The organism is Alsobacter metallidurans (genome assembly GCF_014636935.1).
In the GTDB taxonomy this organism is placed as follows: domain Bacteria; phylum Pseudomonadota; class Alphaproteobacteria; order Rhizobiales; family Beijerinckiaceae; genus Alsobacter; species Alsobacter metallidurans.
In genome coordinates, this window is sequence record NZ_BMES01000002.1 from 465,873 (window position 1) to 489,439 (window position 23,567).

The window sequence follows — 23,567 nt, forward strand, 5'->3', positions numbered from 1 at the left end:
GGTTTGACCCTTTATGCTGAACGGGGCGCCGGTTGCGCCGGAAGCGCGTCGGCGAAGTGACAGGTTGCGATGCTGGCGCCGCCGGGCGCCGGCATGGGGGACGGCTGGTCTTGCACGCAGCGCCGCGGCAGGCGGCCATGCGGCGTGTCCACGGCGGCGGCGGGAGCGCGCGCCGCGAGAACGCGAGCGGCCGGGCAGCGCGTATGGAAGCTGCACCCGGTCGGAACCGCGAGCGGGCTCGGGATGGAGCCCTCCAGCACGGCGCCGGCCTCGGCCCCATGGTGGGAGGACGCCGCCATCAGGCTCTGCGTGTAGGGGTGGCGCGGCGCGCCGCAGACATCTTCCACCACGCCCTGCTCCACGAACCGGCCGAGATACATGACCCCGACGGAGTCGGCCATGTGCTCCACCAGCCCGAGATCGTGCGTGATGATGATGAAGGTGAGCGACAGGCTCTGCTTCAGCTCCATGAGCAGGTTGATGATCTGCGCCTGCACGGACACGTCGAGCGCGCTCACGGGCTCGTCCAGCACCAGGATCTCGGGTTCGCAGATGATGGCCCGCGCGATGGCGGCGCGCTGGCGCTGCCCGCCCGACAATTCATGCGGATAGCGGTCGAGGTGAGCCGCGTTCAGCCCCACCAGCGCCATGACGTCGGCGACCCGGGCTTGGCGCGCATCGCGCCCGGGATGAAGGCCGTGCACCTGCAGGGCCTCTTCCAACGTGTCGAACACCGTCATGCGGGGATCGAGCGAGGCGCGCGGGTCCTGCAGCACGAGCTGGATCTTGCGCCGCAGCCCGCGCAAGGCCGCGCCGTCAAGGCCCGCCACCGCCGCGCCGTCCACTCGAACCTCGCCCGAGGTCGGCTGCAGCAGGCCGACCAGCAGCCGTGCAAGCGAGCTCTTGCCCGACCCGGATTCGCCCACGATCGCAAAGCAGCTGCCGCGCGGGGCGCGAAACGACACGCCGTCCACGGCGCGGGCCACCGGCGCGGAGCCGCCGCCGAACAAAGGACGACGTCCGACGAAATGGCGCGACACGTTTGAGACCGAGACGGCTTCGTCCGATGACGGCTGGTCGATGCGCAGCGCGGCGCTCATGCCCGGCCCTCCTCGGCGAAGTGGCACGCGACGAGGCGTCCGTCGACCGGCCGCGCGGCGGGCTCTCGGGCGGCGCATTCGGGCCGGCCGCGCGTGCGTTCGCAACGGGGGCGGAAGGCGCACCCGCCCGGCAGCGAGCCCACCATGGGAGGCTCGCCCGCAATGGCCGGCAGCGGCGCGCCGCGACGCGAGCCGCCTGGAACGGATGAACGCAGCGCCTGCGCGTAGGGGTGGAGCGGGCTGCGCAGGACGGCGGCCGCCTCGCCGGCCTCCACGAGCGAGCCCGCATACATCACCGCCACGTCGTCGGCGAAGCGGGCCACGAGGTTGAGGTCGTGAGTGACGATCAGGATCGCCATGCCGCGGCGGCGCTGGATGTCGCGCAGCAGCGCCAGGATCTGCTGCTGGATGGTGACGTCCAGCGCACTGGTGGGCTCGTCCGCCAGCAGGAGCTGCGGGTCCTGCGCCAGCGCAATCGCTATCACGATGCGCTGCTTCATTCCGCCCGAGAACTGGTGCGGGTACATGGCGAGGCGCCGCTCGGGGTCGGAGATGCCGACATCCTCCAGAAGCGCGACGCAGCGCGCCCGCACGGCCGCGGCGTCGAGATCCGTCCCGATCCGGACGGCCTCGGCGAGCTGGGCTCCGACCGTCAGCACGGGGTTGAGAGCGCTGGCGGCGTCCTGGAACACGACGCCGATCTTGCGGCGGCGCAGCTCCATCAGGGCGGCGGGCGAAAGCCCGACCGCGGACTCGCCGCCGACCGCGATCGAACCCTCGACCACCGCCACCTGGGCGGGGGTGGCGAGGGTCGCGACCGCGCGCAGCAGCGAGGTCTTGCCCGAGCCGGATTCGCCCACCACCGCGAGCGTGCGCCCGGCCTGGAGCGTGAGATCGACGCCGCGCACCACCTCCAGCAGGCCAGCCGGCGTGCGGAACGCGAGGCGCAACCCGCGAACGGACAGGGCAGGAACGGCGTCGCCCTCCCCGGCCGGCGCGCCGGCCGGCGCGACCTTCGCGCGGCGCAGCCGATCCAGCCAGGAGCGGCGCGGCGCGACGCCCCGGCTGGTCGGGTCGTAGACGGTGCGCAGCGCGTCGCCGAGCAGGTTGAAGGCGAGCGCCGAGCCGGCCAGGAACAGGCCCGGGAAAGTCGCCAGATGCGGATGGCTGCGGATATAGGACCGCGCTTCGCCCAGCATCGTGCCCCATTCGGGGAACGGCGGCTGCGTGCCGAGCCCGAGAAAGCCGAGGCCCGACGCCGACAGCAGCGTGGAGGCGAACAGCAGCGTCGAGAGCGTCAGCAGCGTGCCCGAGATGTTGGGGAGCACGTGGCGCAGGATAATCCGCGACGGGCGCGCGCCGAGCGAGGACAGCCCCTCCACATAGGGCTCGGCCAGGATGCTGAGCGTCACGGCCCGGGCCGTGCGGGCGAAGATCGGGATCGACACCACGCCGACCGCGATGATGACGTTTTGCGTGTTGGCCCCCAGGATGGCCACGATCGCGAGCGCGAAGACAATGTCGGGGAAGCTCAGCATCACGTCGATGGCGCGCATCACGATGGCGTCGAACCAGCCGCGCCGCCAGGCCGCGAGCACGCCGAGCGGCACGCCGACCAGAAACGCGAACGCGACCCCGCCCACCCCGACGCCCAGCGTCGCTCGGGCCCCGAGGAGGATGCGGCTGAAGACGTCGCGGCCGAGCTGGTCCGTGCCGAACCAATGCAGCGCCGATGGCGGTTTCAGCGTCTGGGCGAAGTTCTGCTTGAACGGATCGAGCGGGGCCAGCATGGGGCCGAAGATGGCGAGCAGCAGGTAGCCGAGCACCAGCGCGAGGCCGATCGCGCCCTTAGGCTGGGAGACGATGCGGCGCAGCGTCAACCAGCGCGACCGGGGCGTCCGGGCCTCGGCCCGCGGGGGCGTCGCGCCCAGCGCCATGGTGTCCATCGCGGCCGTCATGCGGCCCTCCTTTCCTCGCGGGTGCGGGGATCGAGCCACTGGGTCAGGAGGTCGGTGGCGAGGTTGATGAGCACGAAGAAGATCGCGAACATCAGGATCGTGTACTGGACGACCGGGTAGTCTGCGCGCGACACGGCGTCGACCAGCAGGCGCCCCACGCCCGGGATGCCGAACACCGTCTCGGTGACGACCGAGCCGCCCAGCATGCCGCCGAACTGCACGCCCGCGACGCTGACGGCGGCGACGAGCGAGTTGCGCAGCGCATGCGAGACGATGACGCGGGTTTCGCTGAGGCCCTTGGCGCGGGCGGTGTCGAGATAGTCCTTGCTCATCGCCTCCAGCAGGCTCGCCGTGATGAGGCGGCTGAACATGGCGGTAGGGCGGGTCGCGACCACCAGGATCGGCAGCACGAAGTGCATGGGCGTGGAGGCGCCCGCCGCCGGGACCCAGCCGAGGTACACGGCGAAGAACCAGATGCAGAGCAGCCCGAGCCAGTAGATCGGCATCGAGATGCCGGTGAGCGTCAGCACGGTGATGATCGCCTCGGCGAACCCGCCCTGGCGCAGCGCGCAGACGACGCCCGAAACCGTGCCAACCACCAGCCCGAGCGCCAGGCCCCCGATCGCGACGATCAGCGTGTTGGGCAGCCTCTCGGCGAGCTCCACCGCAACCGGCCGATGCGTGCGGAACGAGGTCGCGATCGACGGGTCCCAGAGACCCTTGAGGAACAGGCCATAGCGGGTCAGCAAGGGCTGGTTCAGCCCCAGGAACTCGCGGATGCTCTGGACCTCCTCGTCGGTCGCCGCCGGCCCGGCCAGCATCTGGGCCGGATCGCCGGGGATCATGTCCATGAAGAAGAAGACCAGCAGGGACACGACGAAGAGGGTCGGAAGGGCCTGGGCCAGGCGTCGGGGGATGAACATGGCCGTCTCCGTTGCGGGAGGGCTATTTCAGGGTGACCTTGTCGAACACCAGCGTCTCGTTGGGCTGGACTTCCAGTCCCTGAACCTTGTTGGACACGCCGAGCGCCTGGGTCTGGTACCAGAGGAAGATGAAGGGCTGGTCGTTCCAGACGATCTCCTGGACCTCGCCGTAGATCTCCTTCTGCTTGGCCGGGTCGGTCACGCGACGGCCCTCCGCCAGCAGGTCGTCCACCTTGGGATTGCTGTAGCCGGTGCGGTTGGCGCCGACGCCGGACTTGAACAGCCGGAACAGCGTGTAGTCCATGCCGGCGGTGGCGCGGCCCACCATGCCCATGTTGTCGGTGCGCTGGGCGGGATCGAGGCCCACCACTTTGCTCCAGGTCCCACGGTCCACCACGTTGGCGGTCGCTTTGACGCCGATGTTCTCGAAGGAGCCCGCGATGGCCTGGCAGACCTGCGCGTCCTTGATGTAGCGCCCGTTGGGGCACGTCATGGTGAGCTGCAGCGTCCCCGGCTTGTAGCCGGCCTCGGCGAGCAGCTTCTTGGCGCCTTCGGGATCGAACTTGATCGGCGGGAAGGTGCGGCGCAGTTCGTCCTGCGTGCCCGGGCCGACCATGCCGACCGAGGGCGTGCCGAGGCCGCCCAGGATGCCCTCCGCCATCCCCTGGCGGTCGATGGCCATGTTGAGCGCCTTGCGGACCTTGGCGTCCTTGAGCGGGCCGCGCAGCACCAGCTCCATGTTGATGGAGAACATGCTCGGCGGGTTGATGACCTTGGCGGTCTTCAGCGCGTTGATGGCCGGCATGGATTCGGGCGGCACGCGCTCCACCACGTCGACGCCGCCGGTTTCCAGCAGCGCCATGCGGGCGCCGTCCTCCGGCGCGACCGTGAAGTCGATGGCCTTGAGGGTGGCGGGGTAATCGCCCGAATAGGTGGGGTTTGGCACGAGGCGGAAGCTCTCGCCGCCGATGAACTTTTCCACCATGTAGGGGCCGCTGCCGACGGGCTTGCGGCCATATTCGGCCCCCATCTGCGCAACCGCCTTGACGTTGACGATGCTCGCCGCCGTATTGGCCAGCAGCATCAGCACGTGGCCGTTGGGCTCGGCCATGTGGAATTCCACCGTGTCCTCGCCGACTGCCTTGGCGACCCCCAGCGAGGCGTAGAGCCCGCGATAGATGGAGCCGACCTTCTCGTCGAGCAGGCGGTTGAAGCTGGCCGCCACCGCCTCGGCGTTGAGCGGGTCGCCGTTGCTGAATTTCTTGCCTGTCTTGATCTTGACGGTGAACACCTTGCCGTCGGCCGAGAAGCCGTAGTCGGTCGCGAGGTTCTTCTGGATATTGTTCTTGGGGTCGAGCCGGAAGAGCCCTTCCAGCACAGCGAGATCCACCGCGTTGGCGACCGGCAGGTCGTTGAAGGCGGGATCGAAAGTGGCGGGATCAGCCCCGACAGCGACCCGCAGCACGCCTTCGGGCGCCGCCATCGCGGTCGTGGAGCCAAGAACGCCCGCCAAGACGGCGGCGTATCGAACAAGACGCAGCTTCTCCATAGCCGTGGTTCCCCAATGCCTGTCGGTTTCGATTGTCCGCGGGGGATCAGCACTGCGCGAACCCCGGTGAATGCCCCGGCGGCGCGGTTGTCAGCCTGAATGGGCGCTGGGGTGGGCCGATCGATCAAGGGCCTTCAGCCAGCGACCTCATCAGGAGATACGAAAGGCGCCATTGCCTCAAATCACTAATTCGCCGATCTTCATCACCTGCGGTTATGGCGAGGCGCAATGAACTACCGGCAGGTCGAGGTGTTCAAGGCCATCATGGACAGCGGCTCCGTGACCGGCGCGGCCGCGATCCTGCGCATCTCGCAGCCGGCCGTCACCAAGGCGCTGCGCCTGCTGGAGCTCGACCTGGGGCTGCAGCTCTTCCTCCGCACCACCAAGGGCATCGCCGCCACCGACGAGGCGCGCGCGCTCTACGCCGAGGTGGAGCGCACTTATTTCGGCATGCAGAACCTGCAGCGCTTTGCCGGCGGCCTGCGCGACCGCAAGCAGGGTCGCGTGGTCGTCACCGTGATCCCGACCCTCAGCGTCGCCTGGCTGCCGCTGATGGCGGCCCGCTTCGCCCGCACGCATCCGGGCGTGACGCTGTCGCTCTATTCCGACAACTCCGCCGACGCGGTGCGGCTTGTCGGCTCGGGCGAGATCGACATCGGCATCGCGCAGATCCGCAGCGAGGAGACCAACCTCGCCCGCCGCAAGCTCTTCGACCTGGAAGGCTTCGCCGCCCTGCCGGCCGGCCACCGCCTCGCGGCGCAAAGCAGCGTGTCGCCGGCCGACCTCGCGGACGAGCCGATCATCTCGCTCGGGCCCGCCGACGAGTTCCGCCGGCGCTTGGCCGCCGCCATGGAGGCCGCGGGCGCGCACTACAGCTCGGTGATCGACGTCAGCCTCGGCCTCACGGTCTGCGCCATGGTGGAGCACGGGCTCGGCGTCGGCGTGGTGGATTCGGAAACCGCCCGCCTGCGGGCGGATTCGGGCGTGGCGTTCCGCCCCTTCGCGCCGCGCCTGGCGGTGCCGATCTACATGTTCCGCCAGCGAAACCGCCAGGCCAGCGGCGTCGCGGAGGCGTTCAGCGCCAGCCTTCAGCCGCCGCCGCCGTTCCGGCCCTGACCGGCTAGGCGGTGAGGCGCGCGATCGCCCCCTCGAGGTCGGCGATGCCGTAGGGCTTCATCAGCACCAGCATGCGGTCGTCCAGCTCCAGCCGCTCGTCGGGCTCCAGCCCGGTGGCGACGATGATCGGCATGGTGGGATGCAGGGTGCGGACGGCCTCCAGAAACGTCTCGGCCCGGATTTCGTCCGCAAGGCCAAGGTCGGAGATCACGAGGTCGATCGGCTCGCCCCGGATCACGTCCAGCGCCTCTGCGACGGTGTCCGCCTCAACGATGCGGTGGCCCAGATCCTCCAGGCTCGCCGAAATGTTCACTGCAATCTGCGGATCGTCCTCGATCACCAGGATACGCATGGCGCCGGCACTCCCAACGAACGCGATCGTACCATGAAGGCGCGTGGGAACGAAAAGATGCCGGAATCACGCGCGGCTGCGCCGTGTGCGGCGCTCACCTTGAGCGGGAGCGGATCGGTCAAAGTTGTTGATCTGTAAGGAAGTGGCGGGAGAGACGGGGCTCGAACCCGCGACCTCCGGCGTGACAGGCCGGCGCTCTAACCAACTGAGCTACTCCCCCGCGGGGCGGACCGTCGAAGTGGTCCGCTGCGGTGGCGCTGAATTACGGGACGGCCTCCCCCCTGTCAACAGGCCAGACGCGAATTTCAGCCCCCCGCCGGCGGCGCAGACGCCGCGGTCGAGCCCGAGCCGGACCGGGATAGCGCGCGACCGCTTGGATTCCCCGGAGTTTGCAGCGCCCGCAGGGCGTTCAGGATCACGGCGACGTCGATGGCTTCCTGCAGAAGAGCGCCTTGCAGGGGCGTGAGATGGCCGAGGCTGGCGGCAATCATGCCGGCGACCGACAGGCCCATGCCGACCCAGACGCTCTGCAGCGCGATTCGGCGCGCGCGGCGGCCGATGCGCACCGCGGTGGGCAACCTGGCGAGATCGTCGACCAGAATCACGGCGTCGGCCGCTTCGGAGGCGGCGGCCGCGCCGCGCGAGCCCATGGCCACGCCGACGTCGGCGGCCGCCAGCGCGGGCGCATCATTGACGCCGTCGCCCACCATCACGGAAACGCCGTGGGCGGCCTCCCGGCCCACCGCCGCGACCTTCTCGGCCGGGCTCGCGCCCGCCAGCACGAGGTCGATCGGCAGGCCCCGCACGGCCGCCCGCGCCACCGCCTCGGCGTCGCCGGTCACCAGCACGATGCGCCGCACGCCCTCGGCCCGCAGCGCCGCCAAAGCCGCGGCGGCTTCCGGCCGCACGACGTCCTGGAGCGTGATGGCGCCCGCCATGCGGTCGCCCAGGCCCACATAGGCGGTCATGCCGCGCTCCTGCCCGTCGCGGCGACGCTGCGCCGCCCAGGCGCTGTCACTCACGGCTCCGGCGACGTGCTCGAACGAGCCGACGGCCACCCGCTGATCGCCCACCCAGCCGGTCAAGCCGGCGCCATGCGTTTCGACCACGTCCCGCGGCAGCGCCAGGGCCCCCTGCCCGCGCGCATGGTCGGCGATGGAAGCCGAGACGCCATGTCCCGAGCCTTGCGCCAGGGCTCCGGCGGCGGCGAGCACCTCCTCGGCCGAATGGCTGCCGTCCGTGTCGACCGCCACCACCTTGGGGGTTCCGACCGTGAGCGTCCCGGTCTTGTCGAACAGCAGCACCCGCGCCTGCCCGAGGCGCTCCAGCACGCCTGCGTTCTTGATCAGGACGCCCGCGCGGGCGCAACGCGACATGCCGGCCACGATCGCGACCGGCACGGCCAGGATGAGCGGGCACGGGGTTTGCGACAACCAGAACGGCCAGCACCCGCAAGGCGTCGTGGCTCGCGAACCAGGTGGCCGCAGCCAGCCCGATCGTCAGGGCGAGAAACAGCAGCGCATAGCGGTCCGCCAACCGCGCCATGGGGGCGCGCGACGACTGGGCGCTCGCCACCATGCGGATGATCCCCGCATAGGCGCTCTCGGAGGCGTGGCGTCGCACTATAAGCGCGAAGGCCCCGCCCGCGTTGGAGCAGCCGCTCATGACGTCTTCTCCGGCCCTGGTGCGGACCGGCAGGGATTCGCCCGTCATGGCGGATTGGTCGAGCAGCGCCTCGTCGGACGCCACCACGCCGTCCGCCGGCGTCACCTCTCCGGGCCGCACCAGCAGCCGATCGCCGGGCTCCACGCTCTCCAGCGGCACGGACACGAGTTCCGCGCCCTGGTAGCGCAGGGCGGTGCGCGGCGCGCGCGCCAGGAGGGCCGTCATGTCCCGGCCGGCGCGGCGCTCCGCAAAGGCCTCCAGCATGTTGCCGCCGGCATACATCAGCGCCACTACGGCGGCGGCCAGCATCTCGCCGAGCGCCAGGGCGCCGCTCATGGAAAGCGCGGCGACGATGTCGAGCCCGAACTCGCCCCGGCGCAGGCTGGACAGAATGGACGCGACAAGCCCCGCCAGGATCACGGCCGCGCCGGCGGCCCACAGCTTGGCGGCCCAGTCCGGTCGGCCCAACGCCGCGCATCCGAGCCCTGCGCCAAGGCCCAGCAGCGCGATCGCGAACAGGAAACGTTTGAGTGTGTCGTCAGCCAAGGGCGCTCTCCATGGCCCTGTCCTGGACCAAGGGGCCGCTCGACGCATTGTGCGGGATCAAGCCGAGGCTTGGCCAGCGCAATGGGCTCGGCCTGGCCGCTCTTCGCGCCTGCGACGCGAAGTCTCTCCACGGGAGATTGGCCCGGAGCGCTCGCAAGGATGCGAGGTTGGCCAGGCGGCTGACATGGAGGCCTTGACAACAGAAACTGGTGGGCGGTGAGGGACTCGAACCCCCGACATCCTCGGTGTAAACGAGGCGCTCTACCAACTGAGCTAACCGCCCTGAGACGCGCCGCGATGGGTTGCGTCCGACGAGCCTTCACGGCTCGGGCTTCTTATGGCAACCCCGCGAGAGGCTTGCAAGCGCTCGCCTGCCGGCGAAAACGCGTTCCGGCGCGTGAAGCCTCCGCAACGAAAACGGGCCGGCGCAAGGCCGACCCGTCGCGAAGCGGCGGAAACGCCGCCAGGCGGCTTAGCCGTTGAGGGCGGCCTTAAGGCCGGCGCCGGCCTTGAACTTGGGAGCCTTCGACGCCTTGGTCTTGATGGTCTCGCCCGTGCGCGGGTTGCGCGCCTCGCCGGCGGGACGATCGGTGACCAGGAAGGTGCCGAAGCCGACCAGACGGACTTCGTCGCCGCCCTTGAGCGAGGTCGTGATCGCCTCCAGCACGGCGTCGACGGCCGCGGTGGCCTGGTTCTTGTTGAGGTCCGCCTGCTCCGCGACGGCGGCGACGAGTTCGCCCTTGTTCATCGGTTTCTCCTCTGAATCCTGCTTGCCGCCGAATCTGGCGACGCCCGGCAGGTTTTTTCAGTTCGGCGCAAAGCGCGCAAGGCGTGAACGGCAGAAACCCTGAGTTTCTCTCAAAAATTCGCGCAAAAAGGGCCCGCAAGCGTGCTTGCGGGCCCTCAAATATCAACTCACCGGTGGAGCGATGGCGCTTAGTGGGCAACCATCCCGGACGTGTCCTCCTCGCCGGAAGGCTTGGCCCGCACCGCAGTGAGGTCCTCTTCCCACGAGATGGCCTGCGGCTGCCGCACCAGGGCGTGGCGGATGACCTCGTCCATGCGCGCGACCGGCACGATCTCCAGACCGTTCTTCACGCTGTTCGGCAGGTCGGCCAGATCCTTGGCGTTCTCCTCGGGGATCAGCACCTTCTTGACGCCGCCGCGCAGCGCCGCGAGGAGCTTCTCCTTGAGACCGCCGATCGGGAGCACCCGCCCGCGCAGCGTCACCTCGCCCGTCATCGCGATGTCGTGGCGCACCGGGATGCCGGTGAGCACGGACACGATGGCGGTCGCCATGCCGATGCCGGCCGACGGACCGTCCTTCGGGGTCGCCCCCTCGGGAACGTGGACGTGGATGTCGCGCCGGTCGAACAGCGGCGGCTCGAGGCCGAAGTCCACCGCGCGCGAACGGACGTAAGACGCCGCCGCCGAGATCGACTCCTTCATCACGTCCTTGAGGTTGCCCGTCACGGTCATCTTGCCGCGGCCAGGCATCATCACGCCCTCGATGGTCAGCAACTCGCCGCCCACCTCGGTCCAGGCCAGCCCGGTCACGACGCCAACCTGATCCTCCTCCTCGGTCTCGCCGTAGCGGAACTTCGGAGCGCCGAGGAAGTCGGGCAGCGTCTCAACCGTGACGTCGACCTTCTTCTTCTTCGACAGCATGATCTCCTTCACGGCCTTGCGGGCTAGGTTCTGGAGTTCACGGGTCAGGTTGCGAACGCCCGCCTCACGCGTATAGCGGCGGATAAGCATCAGCAGGGCTTCGTCGTCGATCGACCACTCCTTCTCCTCAAGCCCGTGCTTCTTCACGGCCTCAAGGATGAGGTGGCGCTTGGCGATCTCCAGCTTCTCCTCTTCGGTGTAGCCGGCGATGCGGATCACCTCCATGCGGTCCAGCAGCGGAGGCGGGATGTTGAGCGTGTTGGCGGTCGTCACAAACATCACGTTCGACAGGTCGTAGTCGACCTCGAGGTAATGGTCGTTGAACGTGCTGTTCTGCTCGGGGTCCAGCACCTCAAGCAACGCCGAGGACGGATCCCCGCGGAAATCCATGCCCATCTTGTCGATCTCGTCGAGCAGGAAGAGCGGATTCTGCGTCTTCGCCTTCCGCAGCGACTGGATGATCTTGCCCGGCATGGAGCCGATATAGGTCCGCCGGTGACCACGGATCTCGGCCTCGTCCCGCACGCCGCCCAGCGACATGCGCACGAATTCGCGACCCGTCGCCTTGGCGATCGACTTGCCGAGCGAGGTCTTGCCGACGCCGGGAGGACCGACGAGGCACAGGATCGGGCCGGTCAGCTTGTTCGAGCGGCTCTGCACCGCAAGATACTCGATGATCCGCTCCTTGACCTTGTCGAGGCCGTAGTGCTCGGCGTCCAGAAGCTCCGACGCGTGGGCGAGGTCCTTCTTGACCTTGGAACGCTTGCCCCAGGGCAGAGACAGGATCCAGTCCAGGTAGTTGCGGACCACGGTCGCCTCGGCCGACATCGGCGACATCTGGCGGAGCTTCTTCATCTCCGCCTGCGCCTTGTCGCGGGCTTCCTTGGTCAGCTTGGTCTTTTCGATGCGGTCCTCGAGCTCGGCGAGTTCGTCCTTGCCGTCCTCGTCGCCCAGCTCCTTCTGGATCGCCTTCATCTGCTCGTTGAGGTAGTACTCGCGCTGGGTCTTCTCCATCTGGCGCTTGACGCGCGAGCGGATGCGCTTTTCCACCTGCAGCACGGAGATCTCGCTCTCCATGAAGCCGAGGACCTTCTCAAGCCGCTTGGAGACCTCGGTGATCTCGAGCACGTCCTGCTTGTCCGTGATCTTCACGGCCAGGTGCGACGCGATCGTGTCGGCGAGCTTGGAATAATCGTCGATCTGTCCGACGGCCGCTACGACCTCGGGCGAGACCTTCTTGTTGAGCTTCACATAGCTCTCGAACTCGGAGACCACGGAGCGCGCAAGCGCCTCGGCCTCGATCTTGTTCGGGATCTGGTCGGCCAGGGCCTCAGCCTCGGCCTCGTAGTAGTCCTCCGAGCGCACATACTCGCGGACCTTGGCTCGGCCGACGCCCTCGACCAGCACCTTCACGGTGCCGTCGGGAAGCTTCAGGAGCTGCAGGACGCTGGCCAGCGTGCCGATGGAGTGGATCGCATCGGTGGCCGGATCATCGTCGGCGGCGTTCTTCTGGGTCGCGAGCAAGATCAGCTTCTCGCTCTTCACTACTTCCTCGAGAGCCTTGATGGACTTCTCGCGGCCGACGAAGAGCGGCACGATCATGTGCGGGAAGACGACGATGTCGCGCAGCGGCAGCACGGGGAAGGAATCGACCGAACCCGGCTCGATCTGCGGACGCTGTCTGGAAGTCGTCATGGACAGGGTAATCCTTTCTGGTGCGCTCGCGAGGGCTCCCGACGGGCAACCCGGCGAACGAGAGAGCGGCGGAACCGGGGGATCGTGTCCCGTCGCTGGCGCACCCGGCTCCTCCAGGGATCAGTCCCCACGAAGGGAATGGCCCTGTTTGGCATGAGCGAACCGGCTGTTGTCGTTGGCTCTCAGATGGTTGTGCAAGAACCCATCTTCAAGCGTCAGGGGAGCCCTGGCGCAGCGCGCGCCAGGTCCCGTTTACGTGATCAGGCGCTGGAGGCGGCCTGCTGTTCGTTGGCCTTGTCCGAGTAGATATAGAGCGGACGCGCCTTGCCTTCGATGACCTCGGGGCCGATCACCACCTGCTCGCAGCCTTCCAGGCTCGGCAGGTCGTACATCGTCTCCAGCAGGATGCCTTCCATGATGGAACGCAGCCCGCGCGCGCCGGTCTTGCGCTCGATCGCCTTCTTGGCGATCAGCGACACGGCCTCGTCCGCGAAGGTGAGCTCGACGTCCTCCATCTCGAACAGGCGGCCATACTGCTTCACGAGCGCGTTCTTGGGCTCGGTAAGGATCTTCTTCAGCGCCGGCTCGTCCAGGTCCTCGAGGGTCGCGATCACCGGCAGGCGACCGACGAACTCGGGGATGAGGCCGAACTTCAGCAGATCCTCGGGCTCGACCTCACGGAAGATCGCGCCGGTGCGGCGGTCGTCCGGGGCCTCGACCTTGGCGCCGAAGCCGATCGACGTGCCCTTGCCGCGCGCCGAGATGATCCGCTCCAGCCCCGCGAAGGCGCCGCCGCAGATGAACAGGATGTTGGTCGTGTCCACCTGCAGGAACTCCTGCTGCGGATGCTTGCGGCCGCCCTGAGGAGGCACGGAGGCGACGGTGCCTTCCATGATCTTCAGCAGGGCCTGCTGCACGCCCTCGCCCGACACGTCGCGGGTGATGGACGGGTTGTCCGACTTGCGGGAGATCTTGTCGATCTCGTCGATGTAGACGATGCCGCGCTGCGCCCGCTCGACATTGTAGTCGGAGGCCTGGAGCAGCTTCAGGATGATGTTCTCGACGTCCTCGCCGACATAGCCGGCTTCCGTGAGGGTCGTCGCGTCCGCCATCGTGAACGGCACGTCGAGGATGCGGGCGAGCGTCTGGGCCAGCAGCGTCTTGCCCGAGCCCGTCGGGCCGCAGAGCAGGATGTTGGACTTGGCCAGTTCGACGTCGTTGTGCTTCGTCGCGTGGTTCAACCGCTTGTAGTGGTTGTGCACCGCAACCGAGAGCACCTTCTTGGCGTGGTCCTGCCCGATGACGTAGTCGTCCAGGACCTTGCGGATCTCCTTCGGGGTCGGAACCCCGTCGCGGGACTTCACCAGCGAGGATTTGTTTTCCTCGCGAATGATGTCCATGCACAGCTCGACACACTCGTCGCAGATGAACACCGTCGGACCCGCGATGAGTTTGCGGACCTCGTGCTGGCTCTTGCCGCAGAACGAGCAGTACAGGGTGCTCTTGGAATCACCGCTGCCGACTTTGCTCATGGCGAACCTCCACTCGATCGAGAGCCGGACGGCAGCCGCGCGACTCGTTCGATCAGGTTATGGGGCGCAAGGTGAAGAAACTGTAGTCCCCTCACCCTCCGTCCCTTGGGACAGATCCCCGTCTGACACCGAAACCATGACGGATTCGGGACCAAGCCTGTCGATGCAAACATGGCGCCGTCCGGGGATCAATAGGCTGCATCCCGGATGCGGGATGCGGCCCGCGGAACGAAAACAGGCAGTTCGGCCTGTCTGTTCCATGGGTTAGAGGCCGTCTGCGCCGATTGGGCGCATCCGGCAGGCGCCGCGAAACCGCGGCGTTGTGTCGTGAATGTGACGATGGGCCTCAATGCCGTGAGGCCGTCGTCCCAAGGCGGGAGCCGCGCCGGCTCCGCTCAGACCGCATCGACCGGACGCTTCTCCATCACCTGGTCGACGATGCCGAACGCCTTCGCGCCCTCGGCGGTCATGAAGTTGTCGCGCTCCAGCGCGCTCTCGATCGCCTTGTAGTCCTGGCCCGTGTGCTTCTCGTAGATCTCGTTGAGGCGGCGCTTCAGCCCCTCGACCTCGCGGGCGTGGATCAGGATATCGGTGACCTGGCCCTGGTAGCCGCCGGAGGGCTGGTGGACCATTATGCGGGCGTTGGGCAGCGCGAAGCGCATGTCCTTCTCGCCGGCCGCCAGCAGCAGCGAGCCCATCGAAGCCGCCTGGCCGACGCACAGCGTCGACACGGCCGGGCGGATGAACTGCATCGTGTCGTAGATGGCGAGGCCCGAGGTCACGATGCCGCCGGGCGAGTTGATATAGATCGAGATTTCCTTCTTCGGGTTCTCGGACTCAAGGAACAGCAGCTGCGCCACCACGAGGGACGCCATGTTGTCCTCGACCGGCCCGGTCAGGAAGATCACGCGCTCGCGCAGGAGGCGCGAGTAGATGTCGAAGGCCCGCTCGCCGCGGTTCGACTGCTCAACGACCATCGGCACGAGCATGTTGTTGTAGACTTCGATCGGATCGCGCATGGCCGGCTCATTTCGATGGATGGAGGAATCAGAAGGGCGCCGGTTGCCCGGCGACGCACCTGAACATAGTGATCCGCGCCGCCCTCGCAAAGGGGTCCGCGCCAATCCGGTGAACGAAGCGTGTCACGCGAAACAGGCGGCCGTGGGGCCGCCTGTCTGGTGAGCGTCGCTGCGTGCGGACTTACTCGGACGCGTTCGTGACCGGCGTCTCGGCCGCCGGCTCGGCGCCGGCCTTCTTCTTGGAGGCGCGCGCCTTCTTGGGCTTGTCCTCGGAAGCGGCGGCCGCGGAGGGTTTGCCCTCCTCGTCCTCGGCCATCAGCTCTTCCTTGGTGACCTTCTTCTCGGTCACGTTGGCGGTCTCGAGAATGTGGTCGATGACCTTTTCCTCGAAGATCGGCGCGCGAATCTCGGCCAGAGCCTGCGGGTTCTTCCGGTAGAAGTCCCACACCATGCGCTCCTGGCCGGGGAACTGGCGAGCCCGCTCCACGAGGGCGCCCGACACTTCGTCGTCGGTCACCTGCACCTGGGCCTTTTCGCCAATCTCGGCCAGCACGAGGCCAAGGCGCACGCGCCGGGCCGCGATCTTCTGGTACTCGGCGCGAGCCTCTTCCTCGGTGGTCTCTTCATCCGCGAAGGTCTTGCCGGACTGCTGCATGTCCGATTCCACCTGGCGCCAGATGTTGTCGAACTCCTGCGTCATCAGGCTGGGCGGCAGGTCGAACGTGTACTGCCCGTCCAGCGCGTCGAGGAGCTGGCGCTTCAGCTTGCGGCGCGACACGGCCGTGTAGTCCTTGGCGATCGCCTCGCCGAGCGCGGTCTTCAGCGCCGCGAGGTCGTCCATGCCGAACTGCTTGGCGAACTCGTCGTCGATCGTCACCTCGGAGGGAGCCTGCACGTCCTTCACGGTGGTCGCGAAGGAGGCTTCCTTGCCGGCGAGCTGCGGTGCGCCGTACTCGGCCGGGAAGGTCGCCAAGATTGTGAGCTGCTGGCCGGCGGTCGCGCCGATCAGCTGATCCTCGAAGCCCGGGATGAAGCCGTTGGAGCCGATGTCGACCGGAATGTCCGTGCCAGCGCCGCCCTCGAACTCGGTTCCGTCGATGGAGCCGACGAAGTCGACGACGACGCGATCGCCCTTCTCGGCCTTGGCGCCCTCACCCTTCGTGGCGAACTGGCGGTTCTGCTGGGCGAGACGGTCGAGCGCCTCGGAGAGCTCGCTCTCGGGCACGTCGAACACTTCGCGGGTCACCGCGAGGCCCGAGAAGTCGGCGATCTCGAACTTCGGCAGCACCTCGAGCGCGACCTTGTAGGACAGGTCGCCCTTGGCCTCCATGGCGGCCTCGACCTCTTCCTTGTTCTCAGGGAAGACGATCTGCGGCTCGAGCGCGAGCTTCAGGCCCTGGTCCTCGACGATCTTGCGGTTCGTCTCGTTGACGAGGTTCTGCAGCACGTCGGCCATCACCGAGCGGCCATAAACGCGGCGCAGGTGGCCCACCGGCACCTTGCCGGGGCGGAAGCCGTTGATGCGGACCTTGTCCTTCATCCCGACGAGTTCGTTGGTGAGGCGTTCCTCGAGATCCTTCGCCGGGAGAACGACGGTGAACTCGCGCTTCAACCCCTCCGACAGTGTTTCCGTGACCTGCATAGCGTGACGTGCCTTCGAGCGTGAAAAGGGAGCAAGGGAACGCGGAGCGTGGGCGTGAGCCCGGGTTTGATCCTCAGCCGCGCTGCGAAGCGCGTTCGGCGGCGACCTGGTGCGGGCGGAGGGACTCGAACCCACACGACTTGCGTCACCGGAACCTAAATCCGGCGCGTCTACCAGTTCCGCCACGCCCGCATGAGGGCAACCGCGCCCCACCGCAGAGCATTTGCCCCACGGGTGCGGCTCTATAGCATGCGCGGCGACGGGCGCCAGCGAAAAGTAACGACCTCCCGGGAGCCGCCCCGGGAGGCGGGAAAGCTTGAAGGCGCCGCCGCTACGTCGCGATCGCCCAAAGGCTCTCTCGCGATTCACGCGCAGCCATGGCACAAGATCCCCGGGCGCACCCGCCCTCAGGATGCGTAGCACTTCTATGATCGACCCGGCTTCCGGTCTGCTTCTGACACGGCGCACTCTCGTCCAGGCCGCCGCCGCCGCCATCTTGACCCCGCTGCCTACCGCAGCCGCGCTGGCGCAGGCCGCCGCGCCCGCTCCCAGCGCAGCCTCCCGGGCGGATGGGCTCCCGACCACGCTGCTGGAAGCCAAGCCCGCCGTGGCCGAGCTGCAGCCCGGCGCCGCCACGGACGTGTGGGGCTTCGGCGGACGCACGCCCGGCCCCGAACTGCGCATCCGCAAGGACGAACCGTTTCGCGCAAAGCTGGTCAACAGCACGCCCCAACCGCTCTCCATTCATTGGCATGGCATGCGGATCGCCTCCGAGATGGACGGCGTGGCCGGGCTGACGCAGGAGCCCGTCCCGCCCGGCGCAACCGCCGACATTGCATTTACGCCGCCGGACGCCGGCACCTTCATCTATCGCCCGCTCGTGCCCGGCCTGACCGCCGAGGCAGCCGAGCGTGGCCTCTCCGGGGTGGTCGTCGTCGAGGATCCGGGCGCCCAGCCGGTCGATCTCGACCGCGTTTGCGCCGTGGACGACTGGCGTCTCAACGAGCAGCACCAGCTCGACGCGTTCGGGTCGGTCGATGACCGCGCCGGCTACGGGCGGCTCGGCAACCTGCTCACCGTCAACGGCGTGCGCGCGCCCGAGCGCATCACCGTGGCGCCGGGATCGCGGGTGAGGCTGCGCCTCGCCAATCTGTGCAACGCCCGCGTGATGCGCATCCGCTTTGACGGGCTCAAGGCCTATGTGTCGGCCGTGGACGGCCAGCCCACCGACACCTTCGAGCCGCTGCGCGCCAGCCTCCCCTTCGCGCCGGGCAGCCGCTACGACATCGTGTTCGAGGCGGGCGCGGCCGGCAGCGCGGGCGCGGTGGCGGCGTCGATCGGCCAGGGCTTCCCGCTGGTGGAGATCAAGGTCGAGGGCGAGCCCATCACGTTCCGTCGGCCGGTGCTGCCGCCCCTGGCTCCGCTGGGCGATAACCCGCGCCTGCCGCCCGCCATCCCGCTGCAAAAGGCGCAGCGCGCTGACGTCACCATCGCGGGCGGCGCCAGGCTGGGGACCGACGGCCGGCCGGCGTATGCGGGTGACCCAGCCCGGATCTGGACGATCAACGGCGTCTCGGGCGCAGTGGGCCCGGAGAAAAACGCGGCCAAGCCGCTCCTGTCCGTGCGACGCGGAACGCCGGTCGTGCTCGCGATCGCGAACAAGACGCCCTTTCCGCAGGTAATGCACCTGCACGGCCACAGCTTCCGCCTGCTGCATCCGCTGGACGACGGCTGGGAGCCCTACTGGCTCGACACCGTGATCGTGCCCGAGGGCCAGACCGCCCGGATCGCCTTTCTGGCCGACAACAAGGGCCGTTGGCTGCTGGGCTCCACCGTGCTGGAGCGGCTCGACAGCGGTCTCTCGGCCTGGATCGATGTGACCTGAGGCGCCCTGCCCCACGCTTGTGGGCAAGCCGCCGCGCCGCTATAAGCCCGCCACCGCACGGATTTCCGCCGCCGCCGGCGCGCGGCCCCACACACTTTGGAGAGACACATGGCCCTCGAGCGCACCTTCTCGATCATCAAGCCGGACGCCACCAAGCGTAACCTGACCGGCTCGGTCAACGCCGTTATCGAGAAGGCCGGCCTGCGCATCGTCGCGCAGAAGCGCATCCAGATGACCCGCCAGCAGGCCGAGACCTTCTACGGCGTCCACAAGGACCGCCCCTTCTTCGGCGAGCTGGTCGATTTCATGATCTCGGCCCCGGTGGTCGTCCAGGTTCTGGAAGGCGAGAACGCCATCGCCAAGTACCGCGAAGTGATGGGCGCCACCAACCCGGCCAACGCCGCCGAGGGCACCATCCGCAAGCTCTTCGCCAACTCGGTCGGCGAGAACTCCGTGCACGGCTCGGACGCGCCCGAGACGGCCGCCGTCGAGATCGCGCAGTTCTTTGCCGGAAATGAAATCGTCGGCTGAAGGTCGCGCCGGGCTGCAACTCCCGGTGCGTTGAACGAATCGCGCTGCGGTTTGGAGATGACGGGGTCCTGAACGGGGCCCCGTCATGATCATCAAGCCCGATGTCGAAGCTCTTCTCCGCAAATTGTTGAAAGCTCTGCCGCTGGGGAGCGATGCCGACGGCGGCGTTCCGGCCCCCCTCCCGGCGCTGCAGGCGAGCGGCGCCCCGCCCGCCCCGTCCGACGCCTGCTCGGACGCGGATCTCGATCAACTGCTCGGGGAGCTGCGGGAATGGACCGCCGCCATGGCGTGGAGCACGCGCCCCAGCACGGCGGTGCTCGACTACGTGCTCCTGGCCGCCAACGGCCGACTCACCGAGCTGTTCGGCGAAGACCTTGCGCCGGTTCGCCGACAAGCCATTCTGGCGACCTGCCGCGACGAGGCATGGCGCATCATCATGGACATTCGCCGGGCTGCGTGATGTGTTCGGCGGGCAGCGAAACTGGCCCCCGACATGAATGCTCCGACCTCTATCCACCGCAAGAACGCCGTTTGCCCCCATGATTGCCCCTCAGCCTGCGCGCTGGAGGTGGAGATCATCGAGGGCGCCCGCGTCGGCCGCGTTTATGGCTCGGCGGAGCAGCGCTACACGGCGGGCGTGATCTGCGCCAAGGTCGCCCGCTACGCCGAGCGGGTCTACCATCCCGACCGCGTCACCCACCCGCTGCGCCGGGTCGGCCCAAAGGGATCAGGCCAATTCGAGCGCATCTCGTGGGACGAGGCGCTCGACATCGTGGCGGCGAAGTTCCTGGAAGCCGAGCGCGACTTCGGCGCGGAATCGGTCTGGCCCTACCACTACGCCGGCACCATGGGCCTGGTGATGCGCGACGGCATCAAGCGGCTCACCAACGTGAAGCGCTATTCGGGGTTCTTCTCCACCATATGCATCAATCTCGCCTGGCCGGGCTACATCGCCGGCACCGGCAAGCTCGCCGGGCCCGATCCGCGCGAGATGGCCGTCTCCGACTGCGTCGTGATCTGGGGCACCAACGCGGTGGCCACGCAGGTCAACGTGATGACGCACGCCATCAAGGCCCGCAAGGAGCGCGGGGCCAAGATCGTGGTGATCGACGTCTACCGCAACGCCACCATGAAGCAGGCCGACATGGGCCTGTGCCTGAAGCCCGGCACGGACGGCGCCCTCGCCTGCGCGGCCATGCACGTGCTGTTTCGCGACGGCCTGGCGGATTGGGACTACCTGCGCGAGTTCACCGACGCTCCCGAGGAGCTGCGCGACCATCTCGCCAGCCGCACGCCCGCCTGGGCCTCCACCATCACGGGCCTGTCCGTGGAGGAGATCGAGGCTTTCGCGCACCTCGTGGGGCGCACGCCGCGCACGTATTTCCGCCTCGGCTACGGCTTCTCGCGCCAGCGCAACGGCGCGGTGAACATGCACGCCGCCTCCTGCATCGCGGCCGTCACGGGCGCGTGGAAGCACGAGGGCGGCGGCGCTTTCCACAACAACGGCGCGATCTACCATTGGCGCAAGTCGATGATCGAGGGGCTCGACGCCTATGATCCGGCCGTCCGCAAGCTCGACCAAAGCAAGATTGGGCGAGTCCTGACCGGCGACCCAGAGGCGCTGAAAGGCGGCCCGCCCGTGAAGGCGCTGCTGGTGCAGAGCACCAATCCGGCCGCCGTGGCGCCCGAACAGGGGCTCGTGAAGGCCGGTTTCGCCCGCGAGGACCTGTTCGTCTGCGTGCACGAGCAGGTGATGACCGAGACGGCCAAGCTCGCCGACATCGTGCTTCCGGCCACGATGTTCATGGAGCACGACGACCTCTACCAGGGCGGCGGGCACCAATACATCATGCTCGGCCCGAAGCTGGTCGACCCGGTCGGCGAGTGCCGTTCGAACCATGACGTGATCTCGGCCCTCGCCGAGCGGGTCGGCGCGAAGCACGCGGGCTTCGACATGAGCCCGCGCGAGCTCATCGACTGGACGTTGCAGAATTCCGGCTGGGGCACGCTGGCCGACCTTGAGGCCGGCAAGTGGATCGACGCGCAGCCGAGCTTCGAGCAGGCGCATTACCTTAAGGGCTTCAGCTGGCCGGACGGCAAGTTCCGCTTCAAGCCGGACTGGCCCAAGGTGCCGTTCTCGAATGACGGACCCATGGGACCGATCGACGCCATGCCGCGGCTGCCGGACCACTGGGCCGTGATCGAGGAGGCGACGGAACTCTACCCGTTCCGCCTGGCCACCAGCCCGGCGCGCAATTTCCTGAATACGAGCTTCAACGAGACCCCGACCTCGCGCGCCAACGAGGTGAAGCCCACCGTGATGATCCATCCGGCCGACGCGCAGGCGCTCGGCGTGCAGGATGGCGAGATCGTGCGCCTCGACAACGAGCGCGGGACCATCCTGATCGCCGCCAAGCTGTTCGAGGGCGTGAGGCGCGGGGTGTTGATCGCCGAATCAATCTTCCCGGACAGCGCCTACCCGGACGGCAAGGGCATCAACCACCTTACGGGCGCGGACGCGCCTGCGCCGTTCGGCGGAGCCGCGTTTCACGACAATCACGTGCGCGTGTTGAAGGCTTGATTTTCGCGTCTCACCTGCGAAGGGTGACGCACGTACCTGCCTTAGGGGATTCTCCGCATGCGCTCCGCTCTGCTCGCCGTCGCGTTCTCGCTCGCCGCCTCCACGATCGCGCTCGCGGGCGCCTCGTCCTCGAACTTCGGCGAGCCGCAGCCGGACCCCAAGACCGCCAAGATGACCCGCTACGAGGCGAAGCTCTGGGTGTTCGACGGCTGCCTGATCAGCCAGTCGCGCCTGCAGGGCACGACGCGCGAGGCCGTGCACTCGCCGTGCAGCTGCTACTCCACCAAGACCATCGACCAGATGACCAAGGCCGAGTTCGAGTTCTTCAAGGCCAAGAGCTACTTCGACGATTCGAGCCGCGAGAAGGGCTACCGCAACCTCGACGCTTGCAAGCTCAAGCGCCCGAGCTGAGGCAGGGCGCCTACCCGGCGACGAAATCCACAATCAGCTTGATGTTGAGGGCCACCAGCACGGCGGCGATCAGCGCCGCCGAGGCGGTGAGCCAGCGCGGCGCGACCAGCGCGCCGAGCTTGCGGCGGGACGCCGTGAACGTCACCAGCGGCACAACCGCGAAGGGCAGCTGGAGGCTCAGCGCCACCTGCGACAGGATCAGCAGCTTGCTGGTCCCGCTCTCGCCATACCAGATCGTCACCACGGCGGCCGGCACGATGGCGATCAGCCGCGTCACCAGCCGCCGCAGCCACGGCTGCAGACGGATGGCGATGAAGCCTTCCATGACGATCTGCCCCGCCATGGTGGCCGTCACGGTGGAGTTCAGCCCGCACCCGATCAGCGCGATCGCGAACAGCGTCGGCGCGAGCGCGCTGCCGAGGATCGGGTTCAGCAGCGTATGCGCATCGCCGAGCTCGGCCACGTCGTGCCTCCCTGTGGTGTGGAAGGCCGCCGCCGCCAGGATCAGGATCGAGGCGTTGATCGTCAGCGCGAACATCAGCGCCACAGTTGAATCGATGGTGGCGAATTTCAGCGCCTCGCGCCGGTCCTCCACGGCCGTCCCATAGGCGCGGGTCTGCACGATGCCGGAGTGCAGATAGAGGTTATGCGGCATCACGGTCGCGCCGATGATGCCGAGCGCGAGGTAGAGCATGTCCGGATTGGTGACGAGGTCCGTGGTGGGCGCGAAGCCCTTGACGACGGCCGACCAGTCCGGGTTCGCCATCACGATCTGCAGCCCGAAACACGCCGCGATGATCAGCAGGATGCCGATGATGAAGGCCTCCACCACCCGGAAGCCGAGCTTCTGCAGGTAGAGCACCAGGAACACGTCCAATGACGTGAGCAACACGCCGAGCTCCAGCGGGATCCCGAACAGCAGGTTGAGGCCGATCGCGGTGCCGATCACCTCGGCGAGGTCCGTCGCCACGATGGCGAGCTCGGCCATGATCCAGAGCACGATGGCGACGGGCTTGGGATAGGCGTCCCGGCAGGCCTGCGCGAGATCCCGCCCCGACCCGATCGCGAGCCGCGCCGCCAGCGACTGCAGGACGATGGCCATGACGTTCGACAACAGCGCCACGAACAACAGCGCGTAGCCGAACTTGGAGCCGCCCGCGAGCGAGGTCGCCCAATTGCCCGGGTCCATGTAGCCGACCGCCACGAGGTAGCCCGGACCCATGAACGCGAAAAGGCGACTCCAGTACGAGCCGCCTTTTTTCACCGACACGGTCGCGTGCACATCCGCGAGCGAAGCTTCGCCACGGCCGAGGCGCCAATGGCCATGGCTGGGTTCGATGTCGGAAACGCGCTGGTCCATGCAAAGCAACTCCGCGGCGCGCAAAACGGCGCCG

General features: G+C 68.1%; 18 protein-coding genes, 3 tRNA genes and 1 pseudogene. 6 read left to right on the forward strand and 16 right to left on the reverse strand.

What is annotated here, in order from left to right:
• Positions 1-11: 11 nt before the first annotated feature.
• From IEV99_RS12490 to IEV99_RS12505, 4 genes are read right to left on the reverse strand one after another with little or no spacing between them, the layout of a single operon-like run.
• On the reverse strand, positions 12-1,100 hold the full coding sequence (locus IEV99_RS12490) for an ABC transporter ATP-binding protein (RefSeq protein WP_188518115.1): 1,089 nt from the start codon (positions 1,098-1,100) through the stop codon (positions 12-14).
• Entirely contained in the window at positions 1,097-3,058 is a 1,962-nt protein-coding gene (locus tag IEV99_RS12495) for a dipeptide/oligopeptide/nickel ABC transporter permease/ATP-binding protein (protein ID WP_188518116.1), read from the reverse strand. The genes IEV99_RS12490 and IEV99_RS12495 overlap by 4 nt, the downstream gene beginning before the upstream one ends.
• Positions 3,055-3,981, reverse strand: coding sequence for an ABC transporter permease (locus tag IEV99_RS12500; RefSeq protein ID WP_188518117.1), 927 nt, complete (start codon positions 3,979-3,981; stop codon positions 3,055-3,057). Before IEV99_RS12500 ends, IEV99_RS12495 begins: the two co-directional genes overlap by 4 nt.
• A 22-nt stretch (positions 3,982-4,003) precedes the next feature.
• A complete protein-coding gene (locus IEV99_RS12505; protein WP_188518118.1) occupies positions 4,004-5,530 on the reverse strand; it encodes an ABC transporter substrate-binding protein in 1,527 nt (508 codons plus the stop codon).
• A 228-nt stretch (positions 5,531-5,758) separates the two neighbouring features.
• Between IEV99_RS12505 and IEV99_RS12510 the strand changes: the two genes are divergently transcribed.
• Positions 5,759-6,646, forward strand: coding sequence for a LysR family transcriptional regulator (locus IEV99_RS12510; RefSeq protein ID WP_188518119.1), 888 nt, complete (start codon positions 5,759-5,761; stop codon positions 6,644-6,646).
• Positions 6,647-6,650: 4 nt separating this feature from the next.
• On the opposite strand, the gene IEV99_RS12515 is transcribed toward IEV99_RS12510, so the two are convergent.
• The 11 genes and pseudogenes from IEV99_RS12515 to IEV99_RS12560 all read right to left on the reverse strand — a co-directional run bounded on the left by IEV99_RS12515 (position 6,651) and on the right by IEV99_RS12560 (position 16,957).
• Positions 6,651-6,998 (reverse strand): response regulator, encoded by a 348-nt coding sequence (locus tag IEV99_RS12515; protein WP_188518120.1) that lies wholly within the window; start codon positions 6,996-6,998, stop codon positions 6,651-6,653.
• A gap of 143 nt (positions 6,999-7,141) precedes the next feature.
• A tRNA-Asp gene (locus IEV99_RS12520) sits at positions 7,142-7,218 on the reverse strand.
• A gap of 85 nt (positions 7,219-7,303) precedes the next feature.
• Positions 7,304-8,431 carry an HAD-IC family P-type ATPase gene (locus tag IEV99_RS23745; protein WP_244643839.1) on the reverse strand — a complete coding sequence of 376 codons (1,128 nt, stop codon included), beginning with the start codon at positions 8,429-8,431 and terminating at the stop codon, positions 7,304-7,306.
• Positions 8,432-8,630: 199 nt separating this feature from the next.
• Positions 8,631-9,257 (reverse strand): annotated as a pseudogene (locus IEV99_RS23920) (P-type ATPase actuator domain-containing protein); the annotation flags it as partial.
• A gap of 159 nt (positions 9,258-9,416) precedes the next feature.
• Positions 9,417-9,492 (reverse strand) — tRNA-Val (locus IEV99_RS12530).
• A gap of 189 nt (positions 9,493-9,681) precedes the next feature.
• The gene (locus IEV99_RS12535; RefSeq protein WP_188518121.1) at positions 9,682-9,957 is read right to left on the reverse strand and encodes an HU family DNA-binding protein; all 276 of its coding nucleotides are present in this window, start codon (positions 9,955-9,957) and stop codon (positions 9,682-9,684) included.
• A 188-nt stretch (positions 9,958-10,145) separates the two neighbouring features.
• Complete coding sequence (lon, locus tag IEV99_RS12540; RefSeq protein ID WP_188518122.1) at positions 10,146-12,572, reverse strand: endopeptidase La; 2,427 nt, start codon at positions 12,570-12,572, stop codon at positions 10,146-10,148.
• A 260-nt stretch (positions 12,573-12,832) separates the two neighbouring features.
• Positions 12,833-14,104, reverse strand: coding sequence for an ATP-dependent Clp protease ATP-binding subunit ClpX (gene clpX, locus IEV99_RS12545; protein ID WP_188518123.1), 1,272 nt, complete (start codon positions 14,102-14,104; stop codon positions 12,833-12,835).
• A gap of 395 nt (positions 14,105-14,499) precedes the next feature.
• Complete coding sequence (locus tag IEV99_RS12550; RefSeq protein WP_188518124.1) at positions 14,500-15,123, reverse strand: ATP-dependent Clp protease proteolytic subunit; 624 nt, start codon at positions 15,121-15,123, stop codon at positions 14,500-14,502.
• 181 nt (positions 15,124-15,304) lie between these two features.
• Complete coding sequence (tig, locus tag IEV99_RS12555; RefSeq protein WP_188518125.1) at positions 15,305-16,765, reverse strand: trigger factor; 1,461 nt, start codon at positions 16,763-16,765, stop codon at positions 15,305-15,307.
• 107 nt (positions 16,766-16,872) lie between these two features.
• A tRNA-Leu gene (locus IEV99_RS12560) sits at positions 16,873-16,957 on the reverse strand.
• A gap of 220 nt (positions 16,958-17,177) precedes the next feature.
• Between IEV99_RS12560 and IEV99_RS12565 the strand changes: the two genes are divergently transcribed.
• From IEV99_RS12565 to IEV99_RS12585, 5 genes are all read left to right on the forward strand, one after another.
• On the forward strand, positions 17,178-18,650 hold the full coding sequence (locus tag IEV99_RS12565) for a multicopper oxidase family protein (protein ID WP_244643841.1): 1,473 nt from the start codon (positions 17,178-17,180) through the stop codon (positions 18,648-18,650).
• Between the two features lie 108 nt (positions 18,651-18,758).
• Positions 18,759-19,181, forward strand: a complete 423-nt coding sequence (gene ndk, locus IEV99_RS12570; protein WP_188518126.1) for a nucleoside-diphosphate kinase — start codon at positions 18,759-18,761, stop codon at positions 19,179-19,181.
• 85 nt (positions 19,182-19,266) lie between these two features.
• Positions 19,267-19,641: a hypothetical protein gene (locus tag IEV99_RS12575; protein WP_188518127.1), complete on the forward strand. Its 375-nt coding sequence runs from the start codon at positions 19,267-19,269 to the stop codon at positions 19,639-19,641.
• Between the two features lie 33 nt (positions 19,642-19,674).
• Positions 19,675-21,762, forward strand: coding sequence for a molybdopterin oxidoreductase family protein (locus tag IEV99_RS12580; protein WP_188518128.1), 2,088 nt, complete (start codon positions 19,675-19,677; stop codon positions 21,760-21,762).
• Between the two features lie 57 nt (positions 21,763-21,819).
• Entirely contained in the window at positions 21,820-22,173 is a 354-nt protein-coding gene (locus tag IEV99_RS12585; protein ID WP_188518129.1) for a hypothetical protein, read from the forward strand.
• A 10-nt stretch (positions 22,174-22,183) separates the two neighbouring features.
• Here IEV99_RS12585 and IEV99_RS12590 read toward each other — a convergent pair whose 3' ends face one another.
• The gene (locus IEV99_RS12590) at positions 22,184-23,533 is read right to left on the reverse strand and encodes an Nramp family divalent metal transporter (protein ID WP_188518130.1); all 1,350 of its coding nucleotides are present in this window, start codon (positions 23,531-23,533) and stop codon (positions 22,184-22,186) included.
• Positions 23,534-23,567 lie beyond the last annotated feature (34 nt).